Raw genomic sequence first — 20,269 nt, forward strand, 5'->3', positions numbered from 1 at the left:
CGGCTTACTTCATCCCCATGCAACTCGCATAGAACGTCGTGGTCGCCGGCCAGTCGGAAAACATGGCGCGGACGCCAACCTGTTTGGCGAGCACGTCGAGCACGGTCAACGTATCGCCGTCGCGATCGATCGCCGACTTGACCGAGGAGTGATAGAAGCCGCCGCCCTTGTTGAGCGGGCCGTCGCGTTCCAGCGACCAGCCGATCAGATCGAGGCCGGCGGCCTTCGCGGCCTTGGCATATTCGGACGGCACGATCTCGCCCTTGGCGTTCAGCGCCAGCATCGCGTAGATCGGCGGTCCCAGGATCTTGACGCCTTGCGCCTTCAACTCTGTCATCGAGGGCTTCCAGGTCTCGGGTTTTGCAGGATCGAGGCCGCGCTTCTCGTAGCGATCCTCGAGATACACGGCCTGGGCTGCGAATTCCGGGGCGGTCTTCACCCAGAACAGGATATCGGCAAGGCTGAAACTCTGGGCGAACACGTCGCTCGCTGGAATCCCTGATGTCTTGTAGGCCTGCAGCATCTGCGTCGCGTATTTCTCCTGGGTGTAGTCGCCGTCGAACGGCATCGGCACCTCGGCCGCCTTCAGTTCGGGCGTGAATTTGGCGCCGAGGCTCTTGATCAGCGCGATGCTCTCGTCATGGGTCATCAGCGTGCCGGAGTTGGCATAGAGATCGGTGCGCCAGCGCGGCGTGCCGTTCTGGTATTCTTCGGCGGTCCTGGCGTCCGGGTTGAAGCCGTCCATCTTCGCCGTCAGCGACTTGAATTCGGCGAGCGTGATGTCGCTGGTGCAGCACTTCGCCGACGCCTTCTTGCCCGTGGCCGGATCGGCCGGGCTGAAACCTTGCGAACATTTCGCCGCGAGTGCGGGGACGGAGAGGATGTTGGTCGTGGTGTGCAGGTCGCATTGCGAATGCCGGCAGACCAGTTGGCGATCTTTGGTGAAGGTCACGTCGCATTCGATCACGCCGGCGCCCATGCGCGCCGCGGCCATGTAGCTTTCCCGGCTGTGTTCGGGGAACTGCAATGCCGCGCCGCGATGGCCGACGGAAAAGCCGGTGCGGTGAAACGGCCCGGTACACTGGCTGAGTTGCTGCTTCAGCGGCCCGTCCTTCATCTTGTCGACGAGATAAAACGGCCGCGGCCCGATTTGCGCCTCGTTCGGCAGCGCAATCGTCTGCGCCGCCGCAGGAAAGATCGCGGTCAGGAGCCAGAAGGCTGCCATCAAGGTGGAGCGGGGGCGGGTCGGCATGGGTGGTCCCTCCAGTGACGCAATTGCGTCTCCAGTGACGCATTGCGTACGGACGTTATATCATGGAGCATGTGACGGTCGCGTGGTGGTCGGCAAGCCCATCGCAATGGCCAGACCAAGAAGCGATCTCGGAGGAAGCAACATGCCCGCTGCCTTTTTCATCGTCCGCGCCACCGTCCCCGATCCGGCCAAACGCGGGGCGTTCGATGCCTGGTATTCGCGCGAGCATGTGCCGGATGCGGTGAAATCGTTCGGGGCGACAAAGGCGTGGCGCTACTGGAGCCTCACCGAACCTTCGCTGCATCACGCGATGTATCAATTCCCGGATCAGGCCGCACTCGATCGCGCGATGGCGGGTCCGCATCTCGACCGGCTGATCGCCGATTTCAACCGCGACTGGCCCGACGTGACCCGCACTCGCGAAATGCTGGTGCTGGCCGAGGAATTTGTGCCGGCGTGAGATCCGCAGACGCAGGAATCACGCGCGTGATGGGGCGGGCGTGACCCGCAGCGCAGAGGCGCGCGCCACAAACCTGAACGCGAAATTCAGCGAACATTCATCTCGCTGCCTTGAAACTCTCCTTCTCACATCACCCGATTGCAGAGGAGGAGATTGTCATGGAACGCCGGCACTTTCTGAAACTCGCCATTGGATTCGCGGCCGGAGCAGCCGCACTCGCGGCCAGCGCGCAAGCGGCACCCTTGATGCCGCATCCGCTGACCGAAGGCGGACAACTCCCCAACAATGCGGAAGCCCATCCCGCCGTCACATCGGGCGATGAAGTCGATCGCCTGCAGCCGGAGGAAGTGCGTTGGGGCCGTCACTGGGGCCACCGCCGTCATTGGGGTTGGCGTCGCAGACATTGGGGCTGGCGCCGAAGGCATTGGGGCTGGCATCGCCGCCGCTGGCACCGTCGCTGGCGCCGCCGTTACTGGTAACGCGCGTCCCGAGCCTGTCGTGTAACTGCAAACCAAGCGTGGAAAGGAGACGTTCATGAAGATACTAGCTGCATCGGCGTTGGCGATCGGGCTTGGTCTGGCCGCGGTCTCGGCGTCGCAGGCGATGCCGATGGCGCCGCTCGATCCGGCCCGGACGGTTTCCGAAAATGTGATCCAGGTCGCCGGCGGCTGCGGGCCGGGCTGGCATCGTGGCCCCTATGGCGGCTGCCGGCCGATGTACAACTGTCCGCCCGGCTGGCATTCCGGCCCGTTCGGCCGACGTTGCTTCCGCAATGGCTGGTAAGTCCAACATCACACAACGCAAAAAAAAGCCCCGCGCAAGCGGGGCTTTCGCAAGTGATGCGGATGCGTGCTTATAGCGTTTTCGAGCGAAGTGGACACCGAAAACGCGCCAAAACAAAAGAGCAGAGCCCGGTTCTGATTCAATCAGAAGCGAAAAGGCTCTACACCGGGCGGCAGCGTCCATAGGCCCAGACGAAGCCGTAGGGGCAGACGCGACCGACGGGCCGCACCACCACGACCGGGGCAGGCCGCTCGACGACGACAACGCGGCCCCGATTGGGCTGGCATCCGCCATAGGGACCGCGATGCCAGCCGGGGCCGCATCCGCCCGCGGCATTCGCGGCGCTGAAGCTCGCGAACGAGCCGGCGACCAAAACTGCTGCTGCGAATAGGTACTTCATGTTCTCTCCCGTTTTTGGCCGCGACGCGGCGTGGCTGGAACCTAGATTCCGAACCGTGAATGGAAAATGAATTTTCGGGATTCGAACAATGTGAGCAACGCGCAAATTGTCACTGCGCAATCACATTTCCGCCGCTCACGTTTCGGCGTTGGTCCCGAACAGCGCCGCGAATCTTTTTTCGCCGGTGCGGGTGAAATTGACGACGCGGCTGCCGGGCGCGGGATCGCGCGCGGCCCAGTTCAGTTCGGTGAAGCGATTCATGACGGCGGCGCCGAGCGTGCCGGCGAGGTGATGACGGCGCTCGCTCCAGTCAAGGCAGGCCTTGCACACCGGGCGGCGCGGGTGGGCCAGCATGTCGGCGTCGATCTGCAGCGCCTGCGCCATGAAGCGCTTGCCTTCACCGGTGAGTTCGATCTCCTGCTTGCTCTGCCGCACCAGCTTCTGCTTTCGCATGCTGTCGAGCATCTGCACGCCGAGGTCGCCGGCGAGATGGTCGTAGCAGATCCGCGCGCGGCGCAGCGCCGGCTCCTTCGGCCCGGTGCGGACACGGGTGTGACCGGCGCGCTCGGCAAGGCCCGCCAGCCCTTCGAGCACGCTTGCGACATCGGGGCCGGTGAGGCGGTAGTAGCGGTGACGCCCCTGTTTCTCCGGCTCGATCAGGCCGCCGGCCTCGAGCTTGGCGAGATGCGAACTGGCGGTCTGCGGCGTGATGCCGGCCTGGTGCGCCAGTTCGCTCGCCGTCAGCGCGCGGCCGGTCATCAGCGCGGTCAGCATGTTGGAGCGCGCGGGGTCGCCGACCAGCGAGGCGACCATGGCGATATCGGGACCTGCTTTCATAGTTCGATGTTAGCCGAAGCATTGACGACGATCAAGCGGGTATGTTGGTTTCGAAGTCTGGCTCCGTCATTGCGAGCGCAGCGAAGCAATCCATCGTGCGGCACGCTGCGCCATGGATTGCTTCGTCGCGGAGCCTGTCATCGGGCGCGCATTCGCGCGACCCGTTGCCTCCTCGCAATGACGGCAATTGGAGTTACCCATGACCATCACCGTTTTCATCCGCTACCAGATTGATCCGTTCAAGCGTGCGATGTTCGAGCAGTATTCGAAGAACTGGCTCAGCATCATCCCGAGATGCGGCGGCGATCTGCGGGGCTACTGGATGCCGCATGAAGGCACCAACAACATCGCGTTTGCGCTGATCGCGTTCGACAGCCTGGCCGCCTATGAGAGTTACCGGGCGCGGCTGCGCACCGACAAGGAAGGCATGGCGAATTTCAATTTCGCCGAGGAGAATAAGCTCATTCTTGCCGAAGAGCGGACATTCCTGCGGCAGGTCGTGGCCTGAGCGGCAGCGCTGGCGCTTGACGCCGCGCCTCGCTATCTTCACAGCCGAACAAGACAGGGAGAGAAACCATGCCGGTCACGACAGTGGACAAGCGCGCCGCGTTCCGCAAGCTGCACGAAAGCGGATGCTTCATCATTCCGAATCCGTTCGACGTCGGCAGCGCCCGCGCGCTGCAGCATCTCGGTTTCAAGGCGCTGGCGTCGACCAGCGCGGGCTTTGCCTGGACCATCGCGAAGGCCGACAACCGCGTCACGGTCGACGACGTCTGCGACCATCTCGCCGCGCTGTGCGCGGCGGTCGATCTTCCCGTCAACGCCGATTTCGAGGGCGGCTTCGCCCATGAACCCGAGAAAGTCGGCGTCAATGTCGCACGCGGCGTCAAGACCGGCGTCGCAGGATTGTCGATCGAGGATTCCACCGGCGATGCGGCCAAGCCGTTGTATGATTTTGCGCTGGCCGTCGATCGCATCAAGGCGGCGCGCAAGGCTGTTGATGCCGACAACAGCAATGTGATGCTGACCGGCCGCTGCGAAGCCTATCTGGTCGGAAAGCCCGACCTTGGCTTTGTGATCGAGCGGCTCAACGCCTATTCCGAGGCCGGTGCGGATTGCCTCTATGCGCCGGGTATCAAGACCAAAGAAGACATCGCCGCGATCGTGAAGGCGGTCGCTCCAAAACCCGTCAATCTCTTGATCGGCGCATCCGGCCTGTCGCTTAAGGAGGCCGGCGATCTCGGCATTCGCCGCATCAGCGTCGGCGGTTCGCTGGCGCGCTCGGCCTGGGGCGGCTTCATGAAGGCGGCGCGCGAGATGGCGGACAAGGGCACGTTCACCGAGCTCGCCAGCGGCTATTCCGGCGGCGAACTCAACAAGATGTTCTCGGGCCAGTGATGAAGTTGCGCAAACGGCTTGTCGCCGGGGTCTGTCTGGTGATGCTGGGCGCCCCGGCCGCGCAGGCCGAGCGCGCGCGGCAGATCGTGGCGCATGATGGCGTGCGTATCGATGTCATCGCCGAGGGCAGCGGTCCGCCGGTGGTGCTGTTGCCCGGACGCGGTCGCGATTCCCTGGATTTCGATGACCTCGCCGCGGGGATCGCCAAAGCCGGCTATCGTGTGTTGCGGCCGCAACCGCGCGGGGCGGGCGATAGCCAGGGCCCGATGCAAAACCTGACGCTGCACGATTTCGCGCGCGATATCGCCGCCGTGATCCGGCACGAAGGCAACGCGCCTGCCGTTATCGTCGGGCACGCCTTCGGCAATTGGGTCGGACGCATGACGGCGACCGACTATCCCGAGCTGGTGCGCGGGGTGGTGATCGTCGCCGCTGCGGCAAAGGCCTATCCGGCCGGATTTGCCGGGGCAAAAGAGTTGTCCGACGCGGTCAGGAAGGCCGGCGACCTGTCGCGACCCGAAGCCGAGCGGCTGGAAGCGCTGCGCATGGCGTTCTTCGCGCCGGGCCATGACGCGCGTGTGTGGTTATCGGGCTGGCATACCGAGGTCGACGAATCGCAGTTCGCAGCCGGCCGCGCCACCAAACAGTCGGAGTGGTGGCCGGGCGGCAAGGCGCCGCTGCTCGACGTGCAAGCCGAACTCGATCCGTTCAAGCCGCGCAGCATGACGAACGAAATCAAGGAAGAATTCGGAGCGCGGGCGGAGATCGTCGTGATCCCGAATGGCAGTCACGCGCTGATACCGGAGCAGCCGGCGGCGGTCACAGATGCGATCGTGACGTGGATCGGCAAATTGCCGAAGCCCTGAACCGGAATCGCAAGCCGACATACAACAAGCCACATAAAAAAGCGCAGTGGGCCGGGGCCCGCTGCGCTGTCAGTCGGCGCGTCAGCCGTTACTTGGCGGCAGGTGCGCTATCGGCCGGGGGAGCGGCCGTCTTCTTCATGTCCTGATTGGCCGGAGCGACCGGCGTTGACGGGCGCGACGGCGCCGCGCCGGTGGTCATTCCTGTTTCGCTGTTGGCCTTCGGCGTCACGTCACGCATACCCGGAGGCGCGGCAGGCGTTGCCGGCTGCGTCTGCGCGGTCTGGGTCGTGGGCGAGGTACCGGCCCGATTCACGCTGGAATTGTTCAGACCATAGAACACCGCGCCCAGCACCACCGCGGCCGCAATCGCGTACATCGCGATCTTGCCACCGCTGGCCGGGCCTTCGGCGAGTTCCGGATCGAGCTGTAGATCATTGTCGAGACTGTTCAGGCGGGCCTGACGGCGGATTTCGTCGTCGCTCAGGCTGGCGCGGTAGGGGTCGTTCGGGTTGGGTTGGTATGCCATGAAAAAGTTCCTCCGTTAGCACCCTAAAGCCAAGCGCGGGGACAATGGCTGGCGCGCGTGGATGTTCCGCGCCATCTTGCAACCCGCTCACGCTGGAACCGGTGATTCCCTGTTCCAAATCCGTCTTCATGAGGTTGCCAAGAGGTTGCCATGTGGAACCTGCCGCCCAACGATACCGTGCTGCATCTGCTGTCCTATGTAGCCTTGACCGCGCAGGCGATGACGGCCGCGTTGGCGGCGGGGCGACGCAGCATGGATTGGGCCGGCGTCTGCATGCTGGGCTGCATTACCGCGCTCGGCGGCGGCACCATCCGTGACGTGCTGCTCGGCCACTATCCGCTGGTCTGGGTACAAAACCCGTCCTATCTGGCGCTGACGGCGGTCGCCGCGTTCGCGACCATCCTGATCGCGCGCATCGTGCACCGGTTGAACCTGGCGTTTCTGGTGCTCGATGCCATCGGGCTTGTCGTGTTCACGATGGCGGGCTGCGACGTCGCCTGGCAGGTCAACGCCTCGCTGCCGATTGTGATCGTGGCGGGGATGATCACCGGGTGCGCCGGCGGCGTGCTGCGCGACATCCTCTGCAACGACGTGCCGCTGCTGTTTCGCTCTGAACTCTACGCCAGTGTCTCGGTCGTCACCGGGCTGTTCTACGCCACCGCTTTCGGCTTCAAGCTGAATGACGAACTCTGGACGGCGCTGACCTTCGCGTTCGGGCTGACGCTGCGGCTATTGGCAATCCGCTACAAATGGGAAATGCCAAAATTCATATTCGAGGATAAGCGCTGACCGCGTTCCCCGGATGCTGCGCAGCACGCCCTTGCGTGGTGCGCTACTGATCCGGGGTCCATGCGGCCGTGTCCGGCGTGCAAGAACGTGGGTCCCGGCTCTGCGTCGCGTCACGCTGTGCCGCGCCGCGTCCGGGACACGATCACTTGCGGCGCGCCTTCGCGACCTGCGCTGCGGTCACCGCCGGCGCCGCATTGCCCCAGGCATTGCGGATATAGGTGGTGACGTCGGCGATCTCCTGGTCCGACAGCTTTGCCGCATAGGCCGGCATCGATCCCTTGTTGGGCGCGCGCGGCGTTGTCACGGTCTGCGCGCCGTCGAGGATGACGCGGAGCGTCGAGGAGGGATCTGATGATTGCAGGTTGGCGTTGCCGGGCAGCGGCGGATAGATCCGCGGCGCCCCCGAGCCATCTACCTCGTGGCAGGCGATGCAGGCGCCCTTATAGAGCTTCTCGCCTTCGGTCATGGCGGCTGCGGGTGGCGGCGCACTTGAAGAAGGCTCCGGCGCACCTGCCGGCAAATTCTTCAGATACACCGCGATGGCGCGGACATCCGGGTCGCTCATTTTTGACGTCGAATTGACCACGACCTCAGACATCAGTTCGCCGGCATGGCTGCGGCCGTTGCGGCCGCTCTGCAGATATTCAGCGATATCTTCCACGCTCCAGGACTTCAGGCCGCTGCGCGCGGCGGCATCCAGCCGCGGCGCGAACATGCCTTGCACAAGTCCGCCGCCGAACGTCTGCCCACGTCGGTCGGCACCAAAGATGTTCTTCGGTGTGTGGCAGGCGCCGCAATGGCCGGGGCCTTCGACCAGGTAGCGGCCGCGATTCCATTCCGCGCTCTTCTGCTGATCGGGCATCAGGATGCCGGGCTTGAAGAACAGCCAGTTCCAGCCGCGCATGACGACGCGATAATTCAGCGGCCAGCGCAGTTCCGGCGGCGATGGGGAGTTCTTCACCGGCGTCAGCGTCGCCAGATAGGCCCGGATCGCACCAATGTCCTGGCGGGTGAGTTTGGTAAAATTCGGATAGGGAAAGGCCGGGTAATAGCGCGAGCCATCGGGCGCCACGCCGAAGCGCAGCGCGCGATAGAAGTCGTCGTCGCTCCATCCGCCTACTCCGGTATCGCGATCCGGCGTCAGGTTGGGCGAATAGATGCCGCCGAACGGCGTATCGATCCGCTTCCCGCCCGCAAACGGTTTGGCGGTATCAGCGGTATGGCAACTCGCGCAGTCGCCGGCATCGGCCAGCGCCTTGCCGCGCGCGACCTGCTCGGCGGCGATATCGGCCTGGGCGTCCGCGAAGCATTCGCCGGAAGCGAATGCACTGCACAACAGCAATCCGACCAGAAACGCCCGCATGGTCCGGTGTCGTCCCTGCATTCATTGACCTCTTGGAGCGTTATAGCGCGAAAGCGGGCAGCGTCGTGACCTCATGCCGTTTCGCGCCGGGGCTCCCGAACGACACAAACCGAAAACCGACACCATTATTCCCGGCACGAAATTGCGATCTTTGAAAGCGGGGCCAGGTTGTCCAGATTTGTAGTGCGTGGGGCGGAAAATCCGACATAGACTGGTTCTAACAAGTTCGGATGACTAGCTAAAAAGCGTCGTGTTGACCAAGATTTGGCGACCAAGACTTAAAGGGTGGCAAAGAGGGCATTATGGGAATCAACCAGGGTCCGATCAGTCTCGATCAAAAGTACACCCAAGGCTCCGGCCATGTCTTCCTGACCGGCATTCAGGCGCTGGTCCGTCTGCCGATGGCGCAAATCCGGCGCGACCGCGCCGCGGGGCTGAACACCGCCGGCTTCATCTCCGGCTACCGCGGTTCGCCGCTCGGCGGCTACGATCAGCAGCTTTTCGCCGCCCGCAAGCATCTCGAGCAGTACAACATCAAGTTCCAGCCCGGCGTGAACGAGGACCTTGCGGCCACCGCGGTCTGGGGCTCGCAGCAGCTCAATCTGTCGCCCGGCGCCAAATATGATGGCGTGGTCGGCATCTGGTACGGCAAGGGCCCCGGCGTCGATCGCTGCGGCGACGTCTTCCGCCACGGCAATACGGCGGGATCTGCCAAAAACGGCGGTGTGCTGGTTCTGGCCGGCGACGACCACGGCGCCAAATCCTCCACGGTGCCGCACCAGTCCGACCATGCCTTCATGTCGGCGCTGATGCCCTATCTCTATCCCTCCAGCATCCACGAAATGATCGAGATGGGCCTCTTGGGTATCGCGATGTCGCGCTACTCCGGCTGCTGGGTCGGCATGAAGGTGATTACCGAGACGGTGGAAACCACCGCCGAGATCGACCTGACCGACGAGATGACACCCTTCGTCATACCCACTGATTTTGAAATGCCGCCCGGCGGCCTCAACCTGCGCTGGCCCGACGATCGCTTCGAACAGGACCGCCGCCTGCAGGACTACAAGGGCTTCGCCGCCATCGCCTTTGCCCGCGCCAACAAGGTCAACCGCATCACCATGGATTCGCCGAATGCCCGGTACGGCATCATGGCGTCAGGCAAGAGCTACGAGGACATCCGCCAGGCGCTGCGCGAACTCGGCGTCACGCCGGAGGTCGCCGCCAAGATCGGTCTGCGGCTGTACAAGATCGGCATGCCGTGGCCGCTGGAGCCGCAGGGCGTGCGCGAATTCGCGGTGGGGCTGGAAGAGATCTTCATCATCGAAGAGCGCCGCGAGATCGTCGAGAACCAGGTCAAGCAGGAGCTGTTCAACTGGCGCGACGATGTCCGCCCGCGCATCATCGGCAAGATGGACGATCACGACAAACGCTTCCTGCCGTTTGCCGCGGAGTTGAGCGTGGCGTCGCTGGCGAGTTCGCTGACCGAGCGGCTGCTTCGACTGAATCTCAATCCCGAAATCGCGGCGATGCTGCGCGCCAAGGCCGACTGGTTCAACGGCCGGGAGGCGACCCAGATGCAGGCGGTGGCGCCGATCACCCGCACGCCGTATTTCTGCTCGGGCTGTCCGCACAACACCTCGACCAAAGTGCCGGAAGGCAGCCGCGCCTTCGCCGGCATCGGCTGTCACTTCATGGCGCTGTGGATGGATCGCTCGACCGAGACCTTTACCCATATGGGCGGCGAGGGCGTGCCGTGGGTCGGTGTGGCGCCGTTCACCAAGGAAGAGCATGTGTTCGCCAATCTCGGCGACGGCACCTATTTCCACTCCGGTAGCCTCGCGATCCGTCAGGCGGTCTCGTCCGGCGCCAACATCACCTACAAAATCCTCTACAACGACGCGACCGCGATGACCGGCGGCCAGCATGTCGACGGCGAATTGTCGCCGCAGCAGATCACCTTCCAGCTTCACGCCGAAGGCATCCGCGAGATCTATCTGGTCTCGGAAACGCCCGAGGCCTATCCGGCCTCCGATATCGCGCCGGGCGTCAAGGTCGCGCATCGCGACGACCTCGACACGGTCCAGAAGACGCTGCGCAAGGTCAAGGGCGCCTCCGCGATCGTGTTCGTGCAGACCTGTGCCGCCGAAAAACGCCGCCGCCGCAAGCGCGGCCTGCTGGAAGATCCGGCACGGCGCGTCATGATCAATCCGGCGGTGTGCGAAGGCTGCGGCGATTGCTCGGTGCAGTCGAACTGCATCTCGGTCGAGCCGCTGGAAACCGAGATGGGCCGCAAGCGCACCATCAACCAGTCGACCTGCAACAAGGACTATTCCTGCGTAAAGGGCTTTTGTCCGTCGTTCGTCACCATCGACGGCGGCAAGATGCGCCGCCGCGTGCCGGCCGGGCTCGGCGATATCGGTGAACTGCCGGAGCCGGCCTCGCGCCCGACGCTGGAGCGGCCCTACAACATCGCCGTCGGCGGCGTCGGCGGCACCGGCGTGCTGACGATCGGCGCGCTGCTCGGCATGGCCGCGCATATCGAAGGCAAGGCCAGCATGATCCTCGACATGTCCGGCCTCGCGCAAAAGGGCGGCGCGGTGCTGAGCCACGTTCGTCTCTCCGAACATACCGCCGACGTCACCTGCTCGCGCATCGTCACCGGCACTGCCGATCTCGTGCTTGCCGCCGACGAAGTGGTGGCGGTTGCCAAGGAAACCATCACGCTCTGCGAATCCGGCCGCACCACCGGAATCATCAACACCCATCTGATTCCGATCGCGGATTTCATCCTCAACCGCGATTTCAATTTCCAGAGCCGCAAGGTCAACAACGTCCTGGAGACCGCGCTGCGCAAGGACTCGTCCTTCTTCGACTTCACCAAACCCGCCGAATTTTTGCTCGGCGACTCCATCGCCACCAACATGATGATGATGGGCTTTGCCTATCAGCGCGGTCTGCTGCCGCTGTCGGCCAAGGCGATCGAACAGGCGATTGAGGTCAACGGCGTCGCGGTCAAGATGAACACGCAGGCCTTCCAGCTCGGCCGTCTCGCCGCGCACGACCCGGCCCGGCTCGCGGCCATGATGAAGGACCATGACGAGACCATAGCACCCAAGACGCTGGACGCGATGTCGCTCGACGAAATCATCGCCCATCGCAGCGCGCTGCTGACCGAGTATCAGGACGCGAAACTCGCCGACCGCTACCGCAACGCGGTGACTCAGGTTCGCAATGCCGCGCTGAACGGCGGCTTCGGCGACGAACTGCCGAGGGCGGTCGCGATCAACTACGTCAAACTGCTCGCCTACAAGGACGAGTATGAAGTGGCGCGGTTGTTCACCGACGGCCGGTTCGAGAAGCAGCTTCGCGACCAGTTCGAAGGCGACTTCAAGCTCTCCTTCAATCTCGCAGCGCCGATGCTGGCCGGCAAACCCGATGCGCTGGGGCGGCCGGGCAAGCGCGCCTTCAGCGCTTCCTGGATGATGCCGCTGTTCAAAATTCTCGCGAAGCTGAAGGTGTTGCGCGGCACGCCGTTTGACGTCTTCGCCTATAGCCCCGACCGCCGGCTGGAGCGCGACCTGATCGCCGGTTACGAGAAGGATGTTGCGACCGTGCTGGGCCTGCTGTCGCCGGTCAATCTCGACACCGCGATCGAGCTGCTTTCGCTGCCGGATCGCATCCGCGGCTACGGCCCGGTGAAGGAGAAGGCGGTGCAGGAAGCCAAAGTGCGCTACGCGCAACTGGCCGCCGACCTAGTCAGCCCGCCGCCGGCGCCGCGGCAGATCGCGGCGGAGTAGGGATCTAACCCTCATGGAGACTCGTCGCGGCCAGTTAGGTCCGCTGTCGTTCAAATAACCGACTCAAGTCGGACATCACCAGATGTCCGCTCCCCCTCCCATTTGCGGACTTTATGCATCGCTGCAAGAAGCAGCTATTCGATTACCTCGTCGGCCCGTGTGATAAGATTGGCAGGCACTGCCAGGCCAAGCGCCTTGGCCGTTTTGAGATTGATGACGAGGTCGAATTTGGTCGGTTGCGCGATCGGCAGTTCCGAGGGGCGCTGGCCTTTCAATATCTTGTCGACGTAGACCGCGCCTTCCCTCACCAGGGCCTGACCGTTTGCTCCATATGCCATCAGCCCGCCTGAGAGCGGAAAGTTTGATGCCATGGAGAACGTGGGAAGCTGATGCTTCAATGCGAGATCGGCTACGCCGGGCCGTAATAGCGTAGGTTGAATTATGACAGCATCAACCTGCTTCTCTCGCATGGACTGAAAATACGGATCAGCGTCTTCTGTCGGCCGCGCCATAACGCGTTCAATAGCGATGCCGAGCCGGCTTGCTGCAGTTTCGATGTGCTGCAGGTACGGCGGTGTGAACGGGTCGACCGTGTTGGCAAACGCCGCGACGCGAGTGGCTTTCGGCAGTGTTTCGCGAATGAGCTCCATGTTTTTGGACATGATTTCGGCCGCGATGGCCGTATTGCCGGTGATGTTGCCCCCAGGCCGCGACAGGCTAGCCACGATGCCGGTGGCGACGGGATCGCCGACCCCAACCATCACGATCGGGACCTCTTCGCTCGCGTCGCGAGCGGCGAATGTTGGCGGCGTCTGCCACGTCACCAGAACGTCAACTGAAAGCCTGACGAGTTCCGAGGCGAGCGCCGGCAATTGCGCCGCTTTGCCCTGAGCGGTGCGCACTTCGTATCGGCAATTGCGCCCATCGACATATCCAAGCCTTGCGAGTTCCTCGCGGATTACCGCGAGGAAAACCGCGGGGTCGGGATTCCCCAGCGCCAGAATGCCGATGACATGCACCTTTGCCTGCTGAGCGCCAGCAGTTAGCGGCAATGCCATTGTTGCTCCCCCGAACACCCACAGAAAGTCTCGTCGTTTCATGCGACCCTCACTCATCATGCCGCGCATCAATCGCTCGATCCAAGCTCTACCAGACGCCGGGAGCACCGCAACCTCAGACGAGCGCCGAAATGACGCTAAGGCAACGGGTTCAGAATCGGAAGAATTCAGTTCGGGCAAATGCCTTCCGGTCTGCCCCCAGAAAGCGGACATTGCTCGAAGCAGCCGGCACTTCGCATTTGTGCCACAAGCGGACGTTCCTTATCGCTCTGCGCGTGAAGCGATCTGACAGTATTCAATTACGCGATGCCAACGAGTGCGCGCTCCGTCGCTGACCACATCCGTGGCGCCAATAACGCAGCCTGCAATCCGGATTGGTTGAGCCGCGGGGGTTCTTAACCTCCACGGGTTTATAATTTGTGACTTGAATTTGCCGCTGGTCGGATCATCGTGCCGCGCTCCAGATCAGGTTGCCTGTGACCGAATGTGAGATCCTGCTGGCGGATCAGGTTTAGCAACTCCGTGTACGTTGCTCGCAGGGACGGCACGCAGCGGTTCGAGCCCAGCTGACAGGGTTCTAAAAGGTATCGTCAGCCCGACCTTGATATTTTTCCGCACACGTCAGCGCCGCTGCTGGAATCCGCTTGCCGCAGGTGCGACAACCTCGATCGGCTACCGATCGAAGTTCCGGCCCAGCCGCCGCGATTGCAGCTGTCGGTGTTGTTCGCCAAGTACATTCATTTCTCAAGGTCTTTGCGGCCTCGCGACGCCGCAATGTCCGCCTGTGTCTCGAGCCCCGGGAGGGTGAGACATGCTGAAGCGGTCACTTATTGTCTTTTTGGCGGCTGCCGCGAGCTTCGTCGTCGCATCAGCTGTCTGGCCTGTTCTGGATGCTGATCTGCATTTGAACAAGGCGTATGCCACGGCTTCGTCAACCGCTGTGCCATCCACGGCCGCAGCTTCCGAACGTTTCAAAACGATCCATGCCCCCAATCAAAGGACGACGAGGATACTTGCGATGGATCGGGCGGAGCATCTCGCTTTCTGGACCCTGGTTCTGAAAAATAAAAAGCTGGCTTGTGATGCTGTTGTTCGGACCACGTATCAAGGCGGCACTGAATCCGGGGTCGATAACTGGAGCATTGGCTGTCGAGACGGTTACGAATATTCGGTCAATATTGAGCCGAACAACGCGCAGGACGCAGGCTGCACTGGAAACGCATTCGCCCGAAGTGCGGAATAGCCGGTCGATGAGGAGCGTTTCAGTGCGCCGCGCTGAATACCTATCCGCTGCCGCTTCGGCCTCGATGTAGCCTGGAGCTTCCCGGGAGGACCGCATGAGGCGGCGCGACTTCATCAGTCTTCTAGTCGGTGCGACGGTTACCTGGCCACTCGCCGCGCGCGCCCAGCAGGAGGCGATGCCGGTGATCGGGTTCCTCCATGGCACATCGCCTGAAGCGCGGCGCGCTGAAGTTGCGGCATTTCATCGCGGCCTGCGCGAGAGCAGCTACGTTGAGGGCCGTGACGTAGCGGTCGAATACCGCTGGGCTGAGGGAAGATACGATCGGTTACCAGCACTCGCAGCCGACCTGGTCGACCGTCAGGTGAGTGTCATTGTTGCGTTCGGCACCGCAGCCGCACTCGTTGCCAAGGCAACGACGACCATCCCCATCGTCTTCCTTGTAGGTGGCGACCCAATCGCCCTGGGCCTCGTCGTCAGTCTGAGCCGGCCGGGCGGCAACGTCACGGGCGTAACCCCATTAAACGACGACCTGGGGCCGAAGCTACTGGAGTTGCTCCATGAGCTGGTTCCGAACGCCACCATCGTCGGCTATCTCGTAAATCCGAAAAATGCGACTTCGGACGCCCTTTCTCGACAAATTCGGGTGGCGGAGCGCACGATTGGGCAGCGAGTGCATATCCTGCACGCCAGCAGCGAACACGACTTCGAGCCGGCTTTCGCAACCCTCGACCAAATTCGCGCTGGCGGACTTTGCGTACAGGGCGATACGTTCTTCAACGGTCGGCGCGAGCAACTCGTTGCGCTAGCGGCGCGCCATTCCATCCCCACGGCTTATGCATTCCGCGATTACGCTGCCGCGGGCGGCCTTATGAGCTACGGGACTAATTTATGGGATGCCTATCGCGAAGTGGGCGTCTACGCGAGCCGGATTCTCAAAGGTGAAAAGCCGGCCGATCTCCCAGTCCAGCAGTCGGTGAAGGTCGAGCTAGTCGTCAACCTGAAGACCGCCAGGGCGCTCGGCCTCACGTTCCCGCTGTCTCTGCTTGGCCGCGCAGACGACGTAATTGAATGAGACACCATTGGCTGTCGAGACGGGATTCCATTGGTCATTCACCGGCATCGGTCTTGGAATGCTTTGATGATGGGATGATTTTTAGGTGACATTTGGCAGCGACTTCGCTCGGCCGCTTCGTTGACGTGGAGCGAGCAGTGGAGCGCTCGCGATCTTGCAGTCTTCCGTTGTGATGCTGTTACTTGCCTTTGAGTTCGTCACGAAAGGCAATTGCTTCAAGCTCGACCCGGACGGCGTCCATGATAGGAACCACTGGCCGCGCTTCAAATACAAAGGCAGGCAGCATCGAGCAGAACTAGTGAACCGCCAACGGATCGTCGCAATCCAGCAGCATATACCCGCCCCAGTCCCCCACTCGTATGACGAACATCTCGATCTTGAAGTTGTCGGAGCGCTTTCCATTGAGTGAAGACCTCCAGAATCCGCTTCTGGGCATTCTCGTACTCGATGGGCGATCCTTGCGAACGTTCGCTCCAGGTGATCATGTACTTCATCGGTATCCTCCTTTGTTTGTTGTGAAGTGGGCATTGGAGGGCTTGTCATCGGGCTAAGTCGGTAAATTGGTGCGCGCGGGTTGGGTCAAGAAGCGCTCCGCCGGTACCGGCAGCATCGGCTCTTCGACCGCGGCCGGCGCCCCGTCCTGTCCTTCCAGCATCTGTCGGAGCTTTTCGATTTCGGCCGTGATGGTCTTCTGGAATTCCGCGCCGACATGGTCGAGAAACGCCTGGTCCTTCGGCTTCGGCCTCGCCAGCCTTATCTCGATATGCGTCGCCCCGGGCTTCCCCTCCAGGAACGCGTAGGACATGATCACCTTGGGGGCGTCGGGCATCGGCAACAGCGTCGAAATCGTAAGGTAGTCGAACGGACGCCAGTCCAGCACCTCCTCGATGATGGCGTGGGGACCATGCATGCAGTGATTGACGGTCCCGACCCCGCGCCGGCCGCTCTGCGAAGTCTCGCGCACCTCGTCCGCCGCCCGCCATTTCGGCCGCAGCCCGGGCTGGGTGAAATGCTCCCACACCGCCGGACGCGGGGCGGCGATGTCGAACTCGATCACGGCTGCCGCGGCCTCGCGGGTCACCTGGTTGATCTGCCGGTCGTTTTCCTGCTGCCATGCCGCTTCGAGGTCGCACACCCAGCACGTCACCTCGCCGATGATGTCTATCGACTCCCGGTGCTCGACCAGGCCCTGCGCCGTGGGATCGATGCCCATGGCCCGAATGCAGGGGTCGGAATACAGCACATAGGCGTGGCCGCCGAGGCGCTCGTTGACGCCGTTCTTCAGCAGGCGGTGCACCAGGATGACGTCGCGGCCGGCGAGTTCGTCGCGGCCCGACATCTTCTGCTTGATGAACTCGCCGTGGTGGCAGACGAATTTGAGGTCGAGATCCTGCATCCGGTTGCAGGCGTTGCACGCGCAGGAGGTCGATTGGCTGATGTTGCGAAGACGCTTCCGGAAGGCGAAATACGCCGCCTCCACGGCGTCCTGCAGCGCCGAGCCGTCGACCTTGTCGGCGACTGCGTAGAAGAAGGCCGCGTCGCCCTCGAACTTGGCGAGCCGGAATGGCGGCCGCAGCCGCCTCACCATGGTGTCCATCACGTCGGCGATGATGTCCTGCGCATGCTCGAGTTCGACCCCGGCGAGAAAGCCGGTGTAGCCGGAGATGTCCGCGATCACGAAACAAGCGGATTCGGGTTTCGAAAGCATTGAGCTGTCCTTTCCTCGTGAGAAAGCGCCTTGTGCAATACTGAAAGCCTAGCACTTCGCCCCGGCCAGCGGGGGGGGGGAAATGGCACCCAACCGGACTCAGACGCGATCAGGTTCGATGTCTCTGATGGGTCGATTTTGTTGCAAAAGGCGGCTGCCTCGGATGTGATTAAACCAGCGTTTAGTCGACTTGTCCGATTGGTTAGTCCGAGCCAACTTAAGTACGGTCACGTCATACCCGCGTGCAATGGCGTCAACCAAGTGGTGGGTGCTAGCCATGACTGCGGAGTGCAAAGCAATGGAACCGGCCCGCGAGCCGGCAGTTGCAGGACAAGGTCGGCGGCGTAGAGCCCGCCGGCCTTTCTCTTGATCGAGCGGCGCGTGGCCGCTCCGGTAGCCGCGCCATTCGACCAGCGCTCAGGAGTTCGGCCCGGTCTTGACCTGGCCCGGTCGGATAAGGGCGGGTCCGATTTGATGCGACGGCCGGTGAAGGGCAGCCCCAAAAGTGCGCAAGACTTCATGGGTCGGTTCGATCCAAAAATGAAAACCGCAACGAAGCCAGTCCTACTTAATTCTGATCGTTATTTTTGGTGAAACGAGCGGCGGGTTGAACGGGTAATGCTTGGCATCGCCCAACACTAGTTGGAGAGTGTGCTTTCCGGACGGCAGCTCAATCCGTGCCTCGGTCTGGCCCGCTCCGAAATGAAGATGGTTCTTGTCTTGTGCGATCGGCTCGTTGAGGTCGAGTGGTTCATCCACATCGATCAGCAAATGATGATGCCCGCTATTCTGAAAATCGTCGCCCGCGTGGGTGACACCCATGTTCCGCAGACCGAAACGACACCAGAACCCTCCTTTGATCGTTGTGCCGTCCTGCGGCCAAACGAAATACAGAACCGCATCCGTTGGCGCGGACTTTCCTTGAGCCTGGGCAGCGCACGACAGGGGTGCCAGCGCCACTGATAGCACGACAAGCCGGGCGATTTTCATGAACATGCCCTCTGACGCTTTCATGGAGATAGCGCGACCCGCAAACCATGTGTCGGATATCGAACGTTCGTGTCGTAACTATCGCGGTTCGTCGGCCGGGCATAACGCGCGTCATTCTTCCACGACCCAGACCGAATGACATGCGACGCGCAGTCGCCCTCGACCCACGGTGAACCGTCCGATGGCGCACCCTGATAATTCTTGTGCCAACAATCCTCTACCCACTGATCGACGCCGCCACCCATATCATATAGCCCAAACGGATTTGGCCTAAAACTCCCGACCTTGATGGGTTGCTCGGCGGCTGCGATGTCAGTGCAGTTCTTGCAATTGGCCATGCCAGATAGAAACTGGTCGCCCCACCAGTACTTTGTTTGCGTGCCGCCACGGGCGGCATATTCCCATTCGGCTTCGCTTGGGAGCCGATATGCCCTTCGCGTTGCGCCTGCGAGCCAAGCAACAAATTGCTTGGCATCGCTCCAGCTTACGTTCGTGATGGGCGCGTCATCTTTGCCGGTTGCCACGAACGCACATGCCTTCGCTGCAGCGCATTCGTTCCATTCGCGAACGGAAATCGGATACCGACTGATCGCAAACGGCTTGATAGCGACTTGGTGAGTTGGCTTCTCTGTGACTTCGTCATTACTGCCCATTATGAAGTTACCGCCGCGAAGCATATTCATTTCGGGCTCTCGGACCGCCGAGGTCAGCTGTGTTGCAGGCGTGGCTGGAGACGCGAGCTGAGGTTGCGACGCTCCTTGTTTCACAGCTGGGGCCACCGAAGGAGCGGGCTGAGTTTGGGGTGCTGCTTGTTTCACGGTGGGCGGCGGTGACGAGAGCACCTTCGGTATCTCTGGCGAAACCGGCGCTGAAGCCTGACCTCCAACCTTGCCATGCGGTTGCCAAAACACATACCAAAGGACACCGCTTGCGATGACCAGCAAAAACAGGCTCAGCAAAAAAATCAGAATGTTCTCGCGTCGTTTTCGGGTCCTGTTGAAAGCGGCCGGATCCGGAAGCACACGGTAGACTCTTACTGGGTCTGTGATGTTCTTTACTTTGCGATCTCCGAGCGACTCATATCCGCAAACCAGTTTGTGCTTTATCTGCTCGTAGATGCCGCCTGAGATGTAAACTTGGCCAGGAACGGCAATACCCTCAAGGCGCGTGGCAATATTGACGCCATCGCCGAAAACGTCGTCTACTTCGATGATAACGTCGCCAAGATTGACGCCAATCCGATATTCAATCCAATGATGCTTCGGCATAGATGTGTTGCGTCCAACCATGTTTTGCTGGATGACGATAGCGCACCGCACAGCTTCGACAGGACTGTCGAAAATCGCAATAAATCCGTCACCAGTGGTTTTGACGAGCCTTCCGTGATGCCCCACGATGCTGGGCTCTATGAGGTCACGCTCGATCCGCTTCACGCGAAGATGCGTTCCTTCTTCATCGATCTGCATGAGACGGCTGTAGCCCGCAATATCGCCAGCGACAATCGCAGCAAGACGGCGCGGCGGCGTCGACTCTCGCGGGGGATCGCCAGCTCTGCTCGATTTCAGTCTGCGAATTTCACCCATGACCTGGGTCTCCACACACCGCAAACGGCAGTGTTAGGGGCGGACAATTAGTTTCCGCAGAAATTGGAACTCGCCAACAAGAGACTATCACACTGCCGGGTTGGGACAAGCCAATTGAAGCCTTCCTCCGGGTCTGCACCTGAT

The 20,269-nt window shown here is 62.0% G+C and carries 20 protein-coding genes; 10 read left to right on the forward strand and 10 right to left on the reverse strand.

Going from position 1 to position 20,269, the window contains the following annotated elements:
- Window positions 1-4: 4 nt before the first annotated feature.
- A complete protein-coding gene (locus BLR13_RS33130; protein ID WP_074814754.1) occupies window positions 5-1,252 on the reverse strand; it encodes a glycerophosphodiester phosphodiesterase family protein in 1,248 nt (415 codons plus the stop codon).
- Between the two features lie 142 nt (window positions 1,253-1,394).
- On the opposite strand from BLR13_RS33130, the gene BLR13_RS33135 reads away from it, so the two are divergent.
- From BLR13_RS33135 to BLR13_RS33145, 3 genes are all read left to right on the forward strand, one after another.
- The gene (locus tag BLR13_RS33135; RefSeq protein ID WP_074814750.1) at window positions 1,395-1,712 is read left to right on the forward strand and encodes a hypothetical protein; all 318 of its coding nucleotides are present in this window, start codon (window positions 1,395-1,397) and stop codon (window positions 1,710-1,712) included.
- Between the two features lie 158 nt (window positions 1,713-1,870).
- Window positions 1,871-2,191 (forward strand): twin-arginine translocation signal domain-containing protein, encoded by a 321-nt coding sequence (locus BLR13_RS33140; RefSeq protein ID WP_074814746.1) that lies wholly within the window; start codon window positions 1,871-1,873, stop codon window positions 2,189-2,191.
- Window positions 2,192-2,246: 55 nt separating this feature from the next.
- Window positions 2,247-2,495, forward strand: coding sequence for a GCG_CRPN prefix-to-repeats domain-containing protein (locus BLR13_RS33145; RefSeq protein WP_074814741.1), 249 nt, complete (start codon window positions 2,247-2,249; stop codon window positions 2,493-2,495).
- Between the two features lie 160 nt (window positions 2,496-2,655).
- On the opposite strand, the gene BLR13_RS33150 is transcribed toward BLR13_RS33145, so the two are convergent.
- Together BLR13_RS33150 and BLR13_RS33155 are read right to left on the reverse strand one after the other, a co-directional pair.
- A complete protein-coding gene (locus BLR13_RS33150) occupies window positions 2,656-2,895 on the reverse strand; it encodes a GCG_CRPN prefix-to-repeats domain-containing protein (protein WP_074814739.1) in 240 nt (79 codons plus the stop codon).
- Between the two features lie 135 nt (window positions 2,896-3,030).
- The gene (locus BLR13_RS33155) at window positions 3,031-3,732 is read right to left on the reverse strand and encodes an ArsR/SmtB family transcription factor (protein ID WP_074814736.1); all 702 of its coding nucleotides are present in this window, start codon (window positions 3,730-3,732) and stop codon (window positions 3,031-3,033) included.
- 199 nt (window positions 3,733-3,931) lie between these two features.
- Here BLR13_RS33155 and BLR13_RS33160 point away from each other — a divergent pair, with 199 nt between their 5' ends.
- The 3 genes from BLR13_RS33160 (at window position 3,932) to BLR13_RS33170 (ending at window position 5,996) form a co-directional block, all read left to right on the forward strand.
- Entirely contained in the window at window positions 3,932-4,240 is a 309-nt protein-coding gene (locus tag BLR13_RS33160) for an NIPSNAP family protein (protein WP_074814733.1), read from the forward strand.
- Between the two features lie 68 nt (window positions 4,241-4,308).
- Complete coding sequence (locus tag BLR13_RS33165; protein ID WP_074814730.1) at window positions 4,309-5,130, forward strand: isocitrate lyase/PEP mutase family protein; 822 nt, start codon at window positions 4,309-4,311, stop codon at window positions 5,128-5,130.
- Window positions 5,130-5,996, forward strand: a complete 867-nt coding sequence (locus BLR13_RS33170; RefSeq protein ID WP_197679497.1) for an alpha/beta fold hydrolase — start codon at window positions 5,130-5,132, stop codon at window positions 5,994-5,996. Before BLR13_RS33165 ends, BLR13_RS33170 begins: the two co-directional genes overlap by 1 nt.
- A gap of 88 nt (window positions 5,997-6,084) precedes the next feature.
- Here BLR13_RS33170 and BLR13_RS33175 read toward each other — a convergent pair whose 3' ends face one another.
- Window positions 6,085-6,522 (reverse strand): hypothetical protein, encoded by a 438-nt coding sequence (locus BLR13_RS33175; protein ID WP_074814728.1) that lies wholly within the window; start codon window positions 6,520-6,522, stop codon window positions 6,085-6,087.
- A gap of 150 nt (window positions 6,523-6,672) precedes the next feature.
- On the opposite strand from BLR13_RS33175, the gene BLR13_RS33180 reads away from it, so the two are divergent.
- Complete coding sequence (locus BLR13_RS33180; RefSeq protein WP_074814723.1) at window positions 6,673-7,311, forward strand: trimeric intracellular cation channel family protein; 639 nt, start codon at window positions 6,673-6,675, stop codon at window positions 7,309-7,311.
- 142 nt (window positions 7,312-7,453) lie between these two features.
- Here BLR13_RS33180 and BLR13_RS33185 read toward each other — a convergent pair whose 3' ends face one another.
- Window positions 7,454-8,695 (reverse strand): cytochrome c, encoded by a 1,242-nt coding sequence (locus BLR13_RS33185; RefSeq protein WP_074814720.1) that lies wholly within the window; start codon window positions 8,693-8,695, stop codon window positions 7,454-7,456.
- A 281-nt stretch (window positions 8,696-8,976) separates the two neighbouring features.
- Between BLR13_RS33185 and BLR13_RS33190 the strand changes: the two genes are divergently transcribed.
- Window positions 8,977-12,471 (forward strand): indolepyruvate ferredoxin oxidoreductase family protein, encoded by a 3,495-nt coding sequence (locus BLR13_RS33190; RefSeq protein ID WP_074814718.1) that lies wholly within the window; start codon window positions 8,977-8,979, stop codon window positions 12,469-12,471.
- 134 nt (window positions 12,472-12,605) lie between these two features.
- On the opposite strand, the gene BLR13_RS33195 is transcribed toward BLR13_RS33190, so the two are convergent.
- On the reverse strand, window positions 12,606-13,598 hold the full coding sequence (locus BLR13_RS33195; RefSeq protein WP_157793749.1) for an ABC transporter substrate-binding protein: 993 nt from the start codon (window positions 13,596-13,598) through the stop codon (window positions 12,606-12,608).
- Window positions 13,599-14,340: 742 nt separating this feature from the next.
- Between BLR13_RS33195 and BLR13_RS33200 the strand changes: the two genes are divergently transcribed.
- Both BLR13_RS33200 and BLR13_RS33205 read left to right on the forward strand, forming a co-directional pair.
- A complete protein-coding gene (locus BLR13_RS33200; RefSeq protein WP_074814714.1) occupies window positions 14,341-14,772 on the forward strand; it encodes a hypothetical protein in 432 nt (143 codons plus the stop codon).
- A 94-nt stretch (window positions 14,773-14,866) separates the two neighbouring features.
- Window positions 14,867-15,844: an ABC transporter substrate-binding protein gene (locus tag BLR13_RS33205; RefSeq protein WP_074814713.1), complete on the forward strand. Its 978-nt coding sequence runs from the start codon at window positions 14,867-14,869 to the stop codon at window positions 15,842-15,844.
- Between the two features lie 263 nt (window positions 15,845-16,107).
- Here BLR13_RS33205 and BLR13_RS33210 read toward each other — a convergent pair whose 3' ends face one another.
- The 4 genes from BLR13_RS33210 to BLR13_RS33225 form a co-directional block, all read right to left on the reverse strand.
- Window positions 16,108-16,338, reverse strand: coding sequence for a DUF3303 domain-containing protein (locus BLR13_RS33210; RefSeq protein ID WP_244524984.1), 231 nt, complete (start codon window positions 16,336-16,338; stop codon window positions 16,108-16,110).
- 53 nt (window positions 16,339-16,391) lie between these two features.
- Window positions 16,392-17,552: a DUF2652 domain-containing protein gene (locus tag BLR13_RS33215; RefSeq protein ID WP_074814710.1), complete on the reverse strand. Its 1,161-nt coding sequence runs from the start codon at window positions 17,550-17,552 to the stop codon at window positions 16,392-16,394.
- Between the two features lie 564 nt (window positions 17,553-18,116).
- Window positions 18,117-18,542, reverse strand: a complete 426-nt coding sequence (locus BLR13_RS33220; protein ID WP_074830805.1) for a DUF4399 domain-containing protein — start codon at window positions 18,540-18,542, stop codon at window positions 18,117-18,119.
- A 20-nt stretch (window positions 18,543-18,562) separates the two neighbouring features.
- Window positions 18,563-20,125 carry an SUMF1/EgtB/PvdO family nonheme iron enzyme gene (locus BLR13_RS33225; protein ID WP_074830803.1) on the reverse strand — a complete coding sequence of 521 codons (1,563 nt, stop codon included), beginning with the start codon at window positions 20,123-20,125 and terminating at the stop codon, window positions 18,563-18,565.
- Window positions 20,126-20,269: the final 144 nt, after the last annotated feature.

Origin of the sequence: Bradyrhizobium ottawaense, from assembly GCF_900099825.1 — a bacterium.
In the GTDB taxonomy this organism is placed as follows: domain Bacteria; phylum Pseudomonadota; class Alphaproteobacteria; order Rhizobiales; family Xanthobacteraceae; genus Bradyrhizobium; species Bradyrhizobium ottawaense_A.

Coding starts and splice junctions, on each gene's coding strand:
- BLR13_RS33130 (WP_074814754.1), bottom strand. CDS start 1,252: ATGCCGACCCGCCCCCGCTCCACCTTGATGGCAGCCTTCTGGCTCCTG.
- BLR13_RS33135 (WP_074814750.1), top strand. CDS start 1,395: ATGCCCGCTGCCTTTTTCATCGTCCGCGCCACCGTCCCCGATCCGGCC.
- BLR13_RS33140 (WP_074814746.1), top strand. CDS start 1,871: ATGGAACGCCGGCACTTTCTGAAACTCGCCATTGGATTCGCGGCCGGA.
- BLR13_RS33145 (WP_074814741.1), top strand. CDS start 2,247: ATGAAGATACTAGCTGCATCGGCGTTGGCGATCGGGCTTGGTCTGGCC.
- BLR13_RS33150 (WP_074814739.1), bottom strand. CDS start 2,895: ATGAAGTACCTATTCGCAGCAGCAGTTTTGGTCGCCGGCTCGTTCGCG.
- BLR13_RS33155 (WP_074814736.1), bottom strand. CDS start 3,732: ATGAAAGCAGGTCCCGATATCGCCATGGTCGCCTCGCTGGTCGGCGAC.
- BLR13_RS33160 (WP_074814733.1), top strand. CDS start 3,932: ATGACCATCACCGTTTTCATCCGCTACCAGATTGATCCGTTCAAGCGT.
- BLR13_RS33165 (WP_074814730.1), top strand. CDS start 4,309: ATGCCGGTCACGACAGTGGACAAGCGCGCCGCGTTCCGCAAGCTGCAC.
- BLR13_RS33170 (WP_197679497.1), top strand. CDS start 5,130: ATGAAGTTGCGCAAACGGCTTGTCGCCGGGGTCTGTCTGGTGATGCTG.
- BLR13_RS33175 (WP_074814728.1), bottom strand. CDS start 6,522: ATGGCATACCAACCCAACCCGAACGACCCCTACCGCGCCAGCCTGAGC.
- BLR13_RS33180 (WP_074814723.1), top strand. CDS start 6,673: ATGTGGAACCTGCCGCCCAACGATACCGTGCTGCATCTGCTGTCCTAT.
- BLR13_RS33185 (WP_074814720.1), bottom strand. CDS start 8,695: ATGCAGGGACGACACCGGACCATGCGGGCGTTTCTGGTCGGATTGCTG.
- BLR13_RS33190 (WP_074814718.1), top strand. CDS start 8,977: ATGGGAATCAACCAGGGTCCGATCAGTCTCGATCAAAAGTACACCCAA.
- BLR13_RS33195 (WP_157793749.1), bottom strand. CDS start 13,598: ATGCGCGGCATGATGAGTGAGGGTCGCATGAAACGACGAGACTTTCTG.
- BLR13_RS33200 (WP_074814714.1), top strand. CDS start 14,341: ATGCTGAAGCGGTCACTTATTGTCTTTTTGGCGGCTGCCGCGAGCTTC.
- BLR13_RS33205 (WP_074814713.1), top strand. CDS start 14,867: ATGAGGCGGCGCGACTTCATCAGTCTTCTAGTCGGTGCGACGGTTACC.
- BLR13_RS33210 (WP_244524984.1), bottom strand. CDS start 16,338: ATGAAGTACATGATCACCTGGAGCGAACGTTCGCAAGGATCGCCCATC.
- BLR13_RS33215 (WP_074814710.1), bottom strand. CDS start 17,552: ATGCTTTCGAAACCCGAATCCGCTTGTTTCGTGATCGCGGACATCTCC.
- BLR13_RS33220 (WP_074830805.1), bottom strand. CDS start 18,542: ATGAAAATCGCCCGGCTTGTCGTGCTATCAGTGGCGCTGGCACCCCTG.
- BLR13_RS33225 (WP_074830803.1), bottom strand. CDS start 20,125: ATGGGTGAAATTCGCAGACTGAAATCGAGCAGAGCTGGCGATCCCCCG.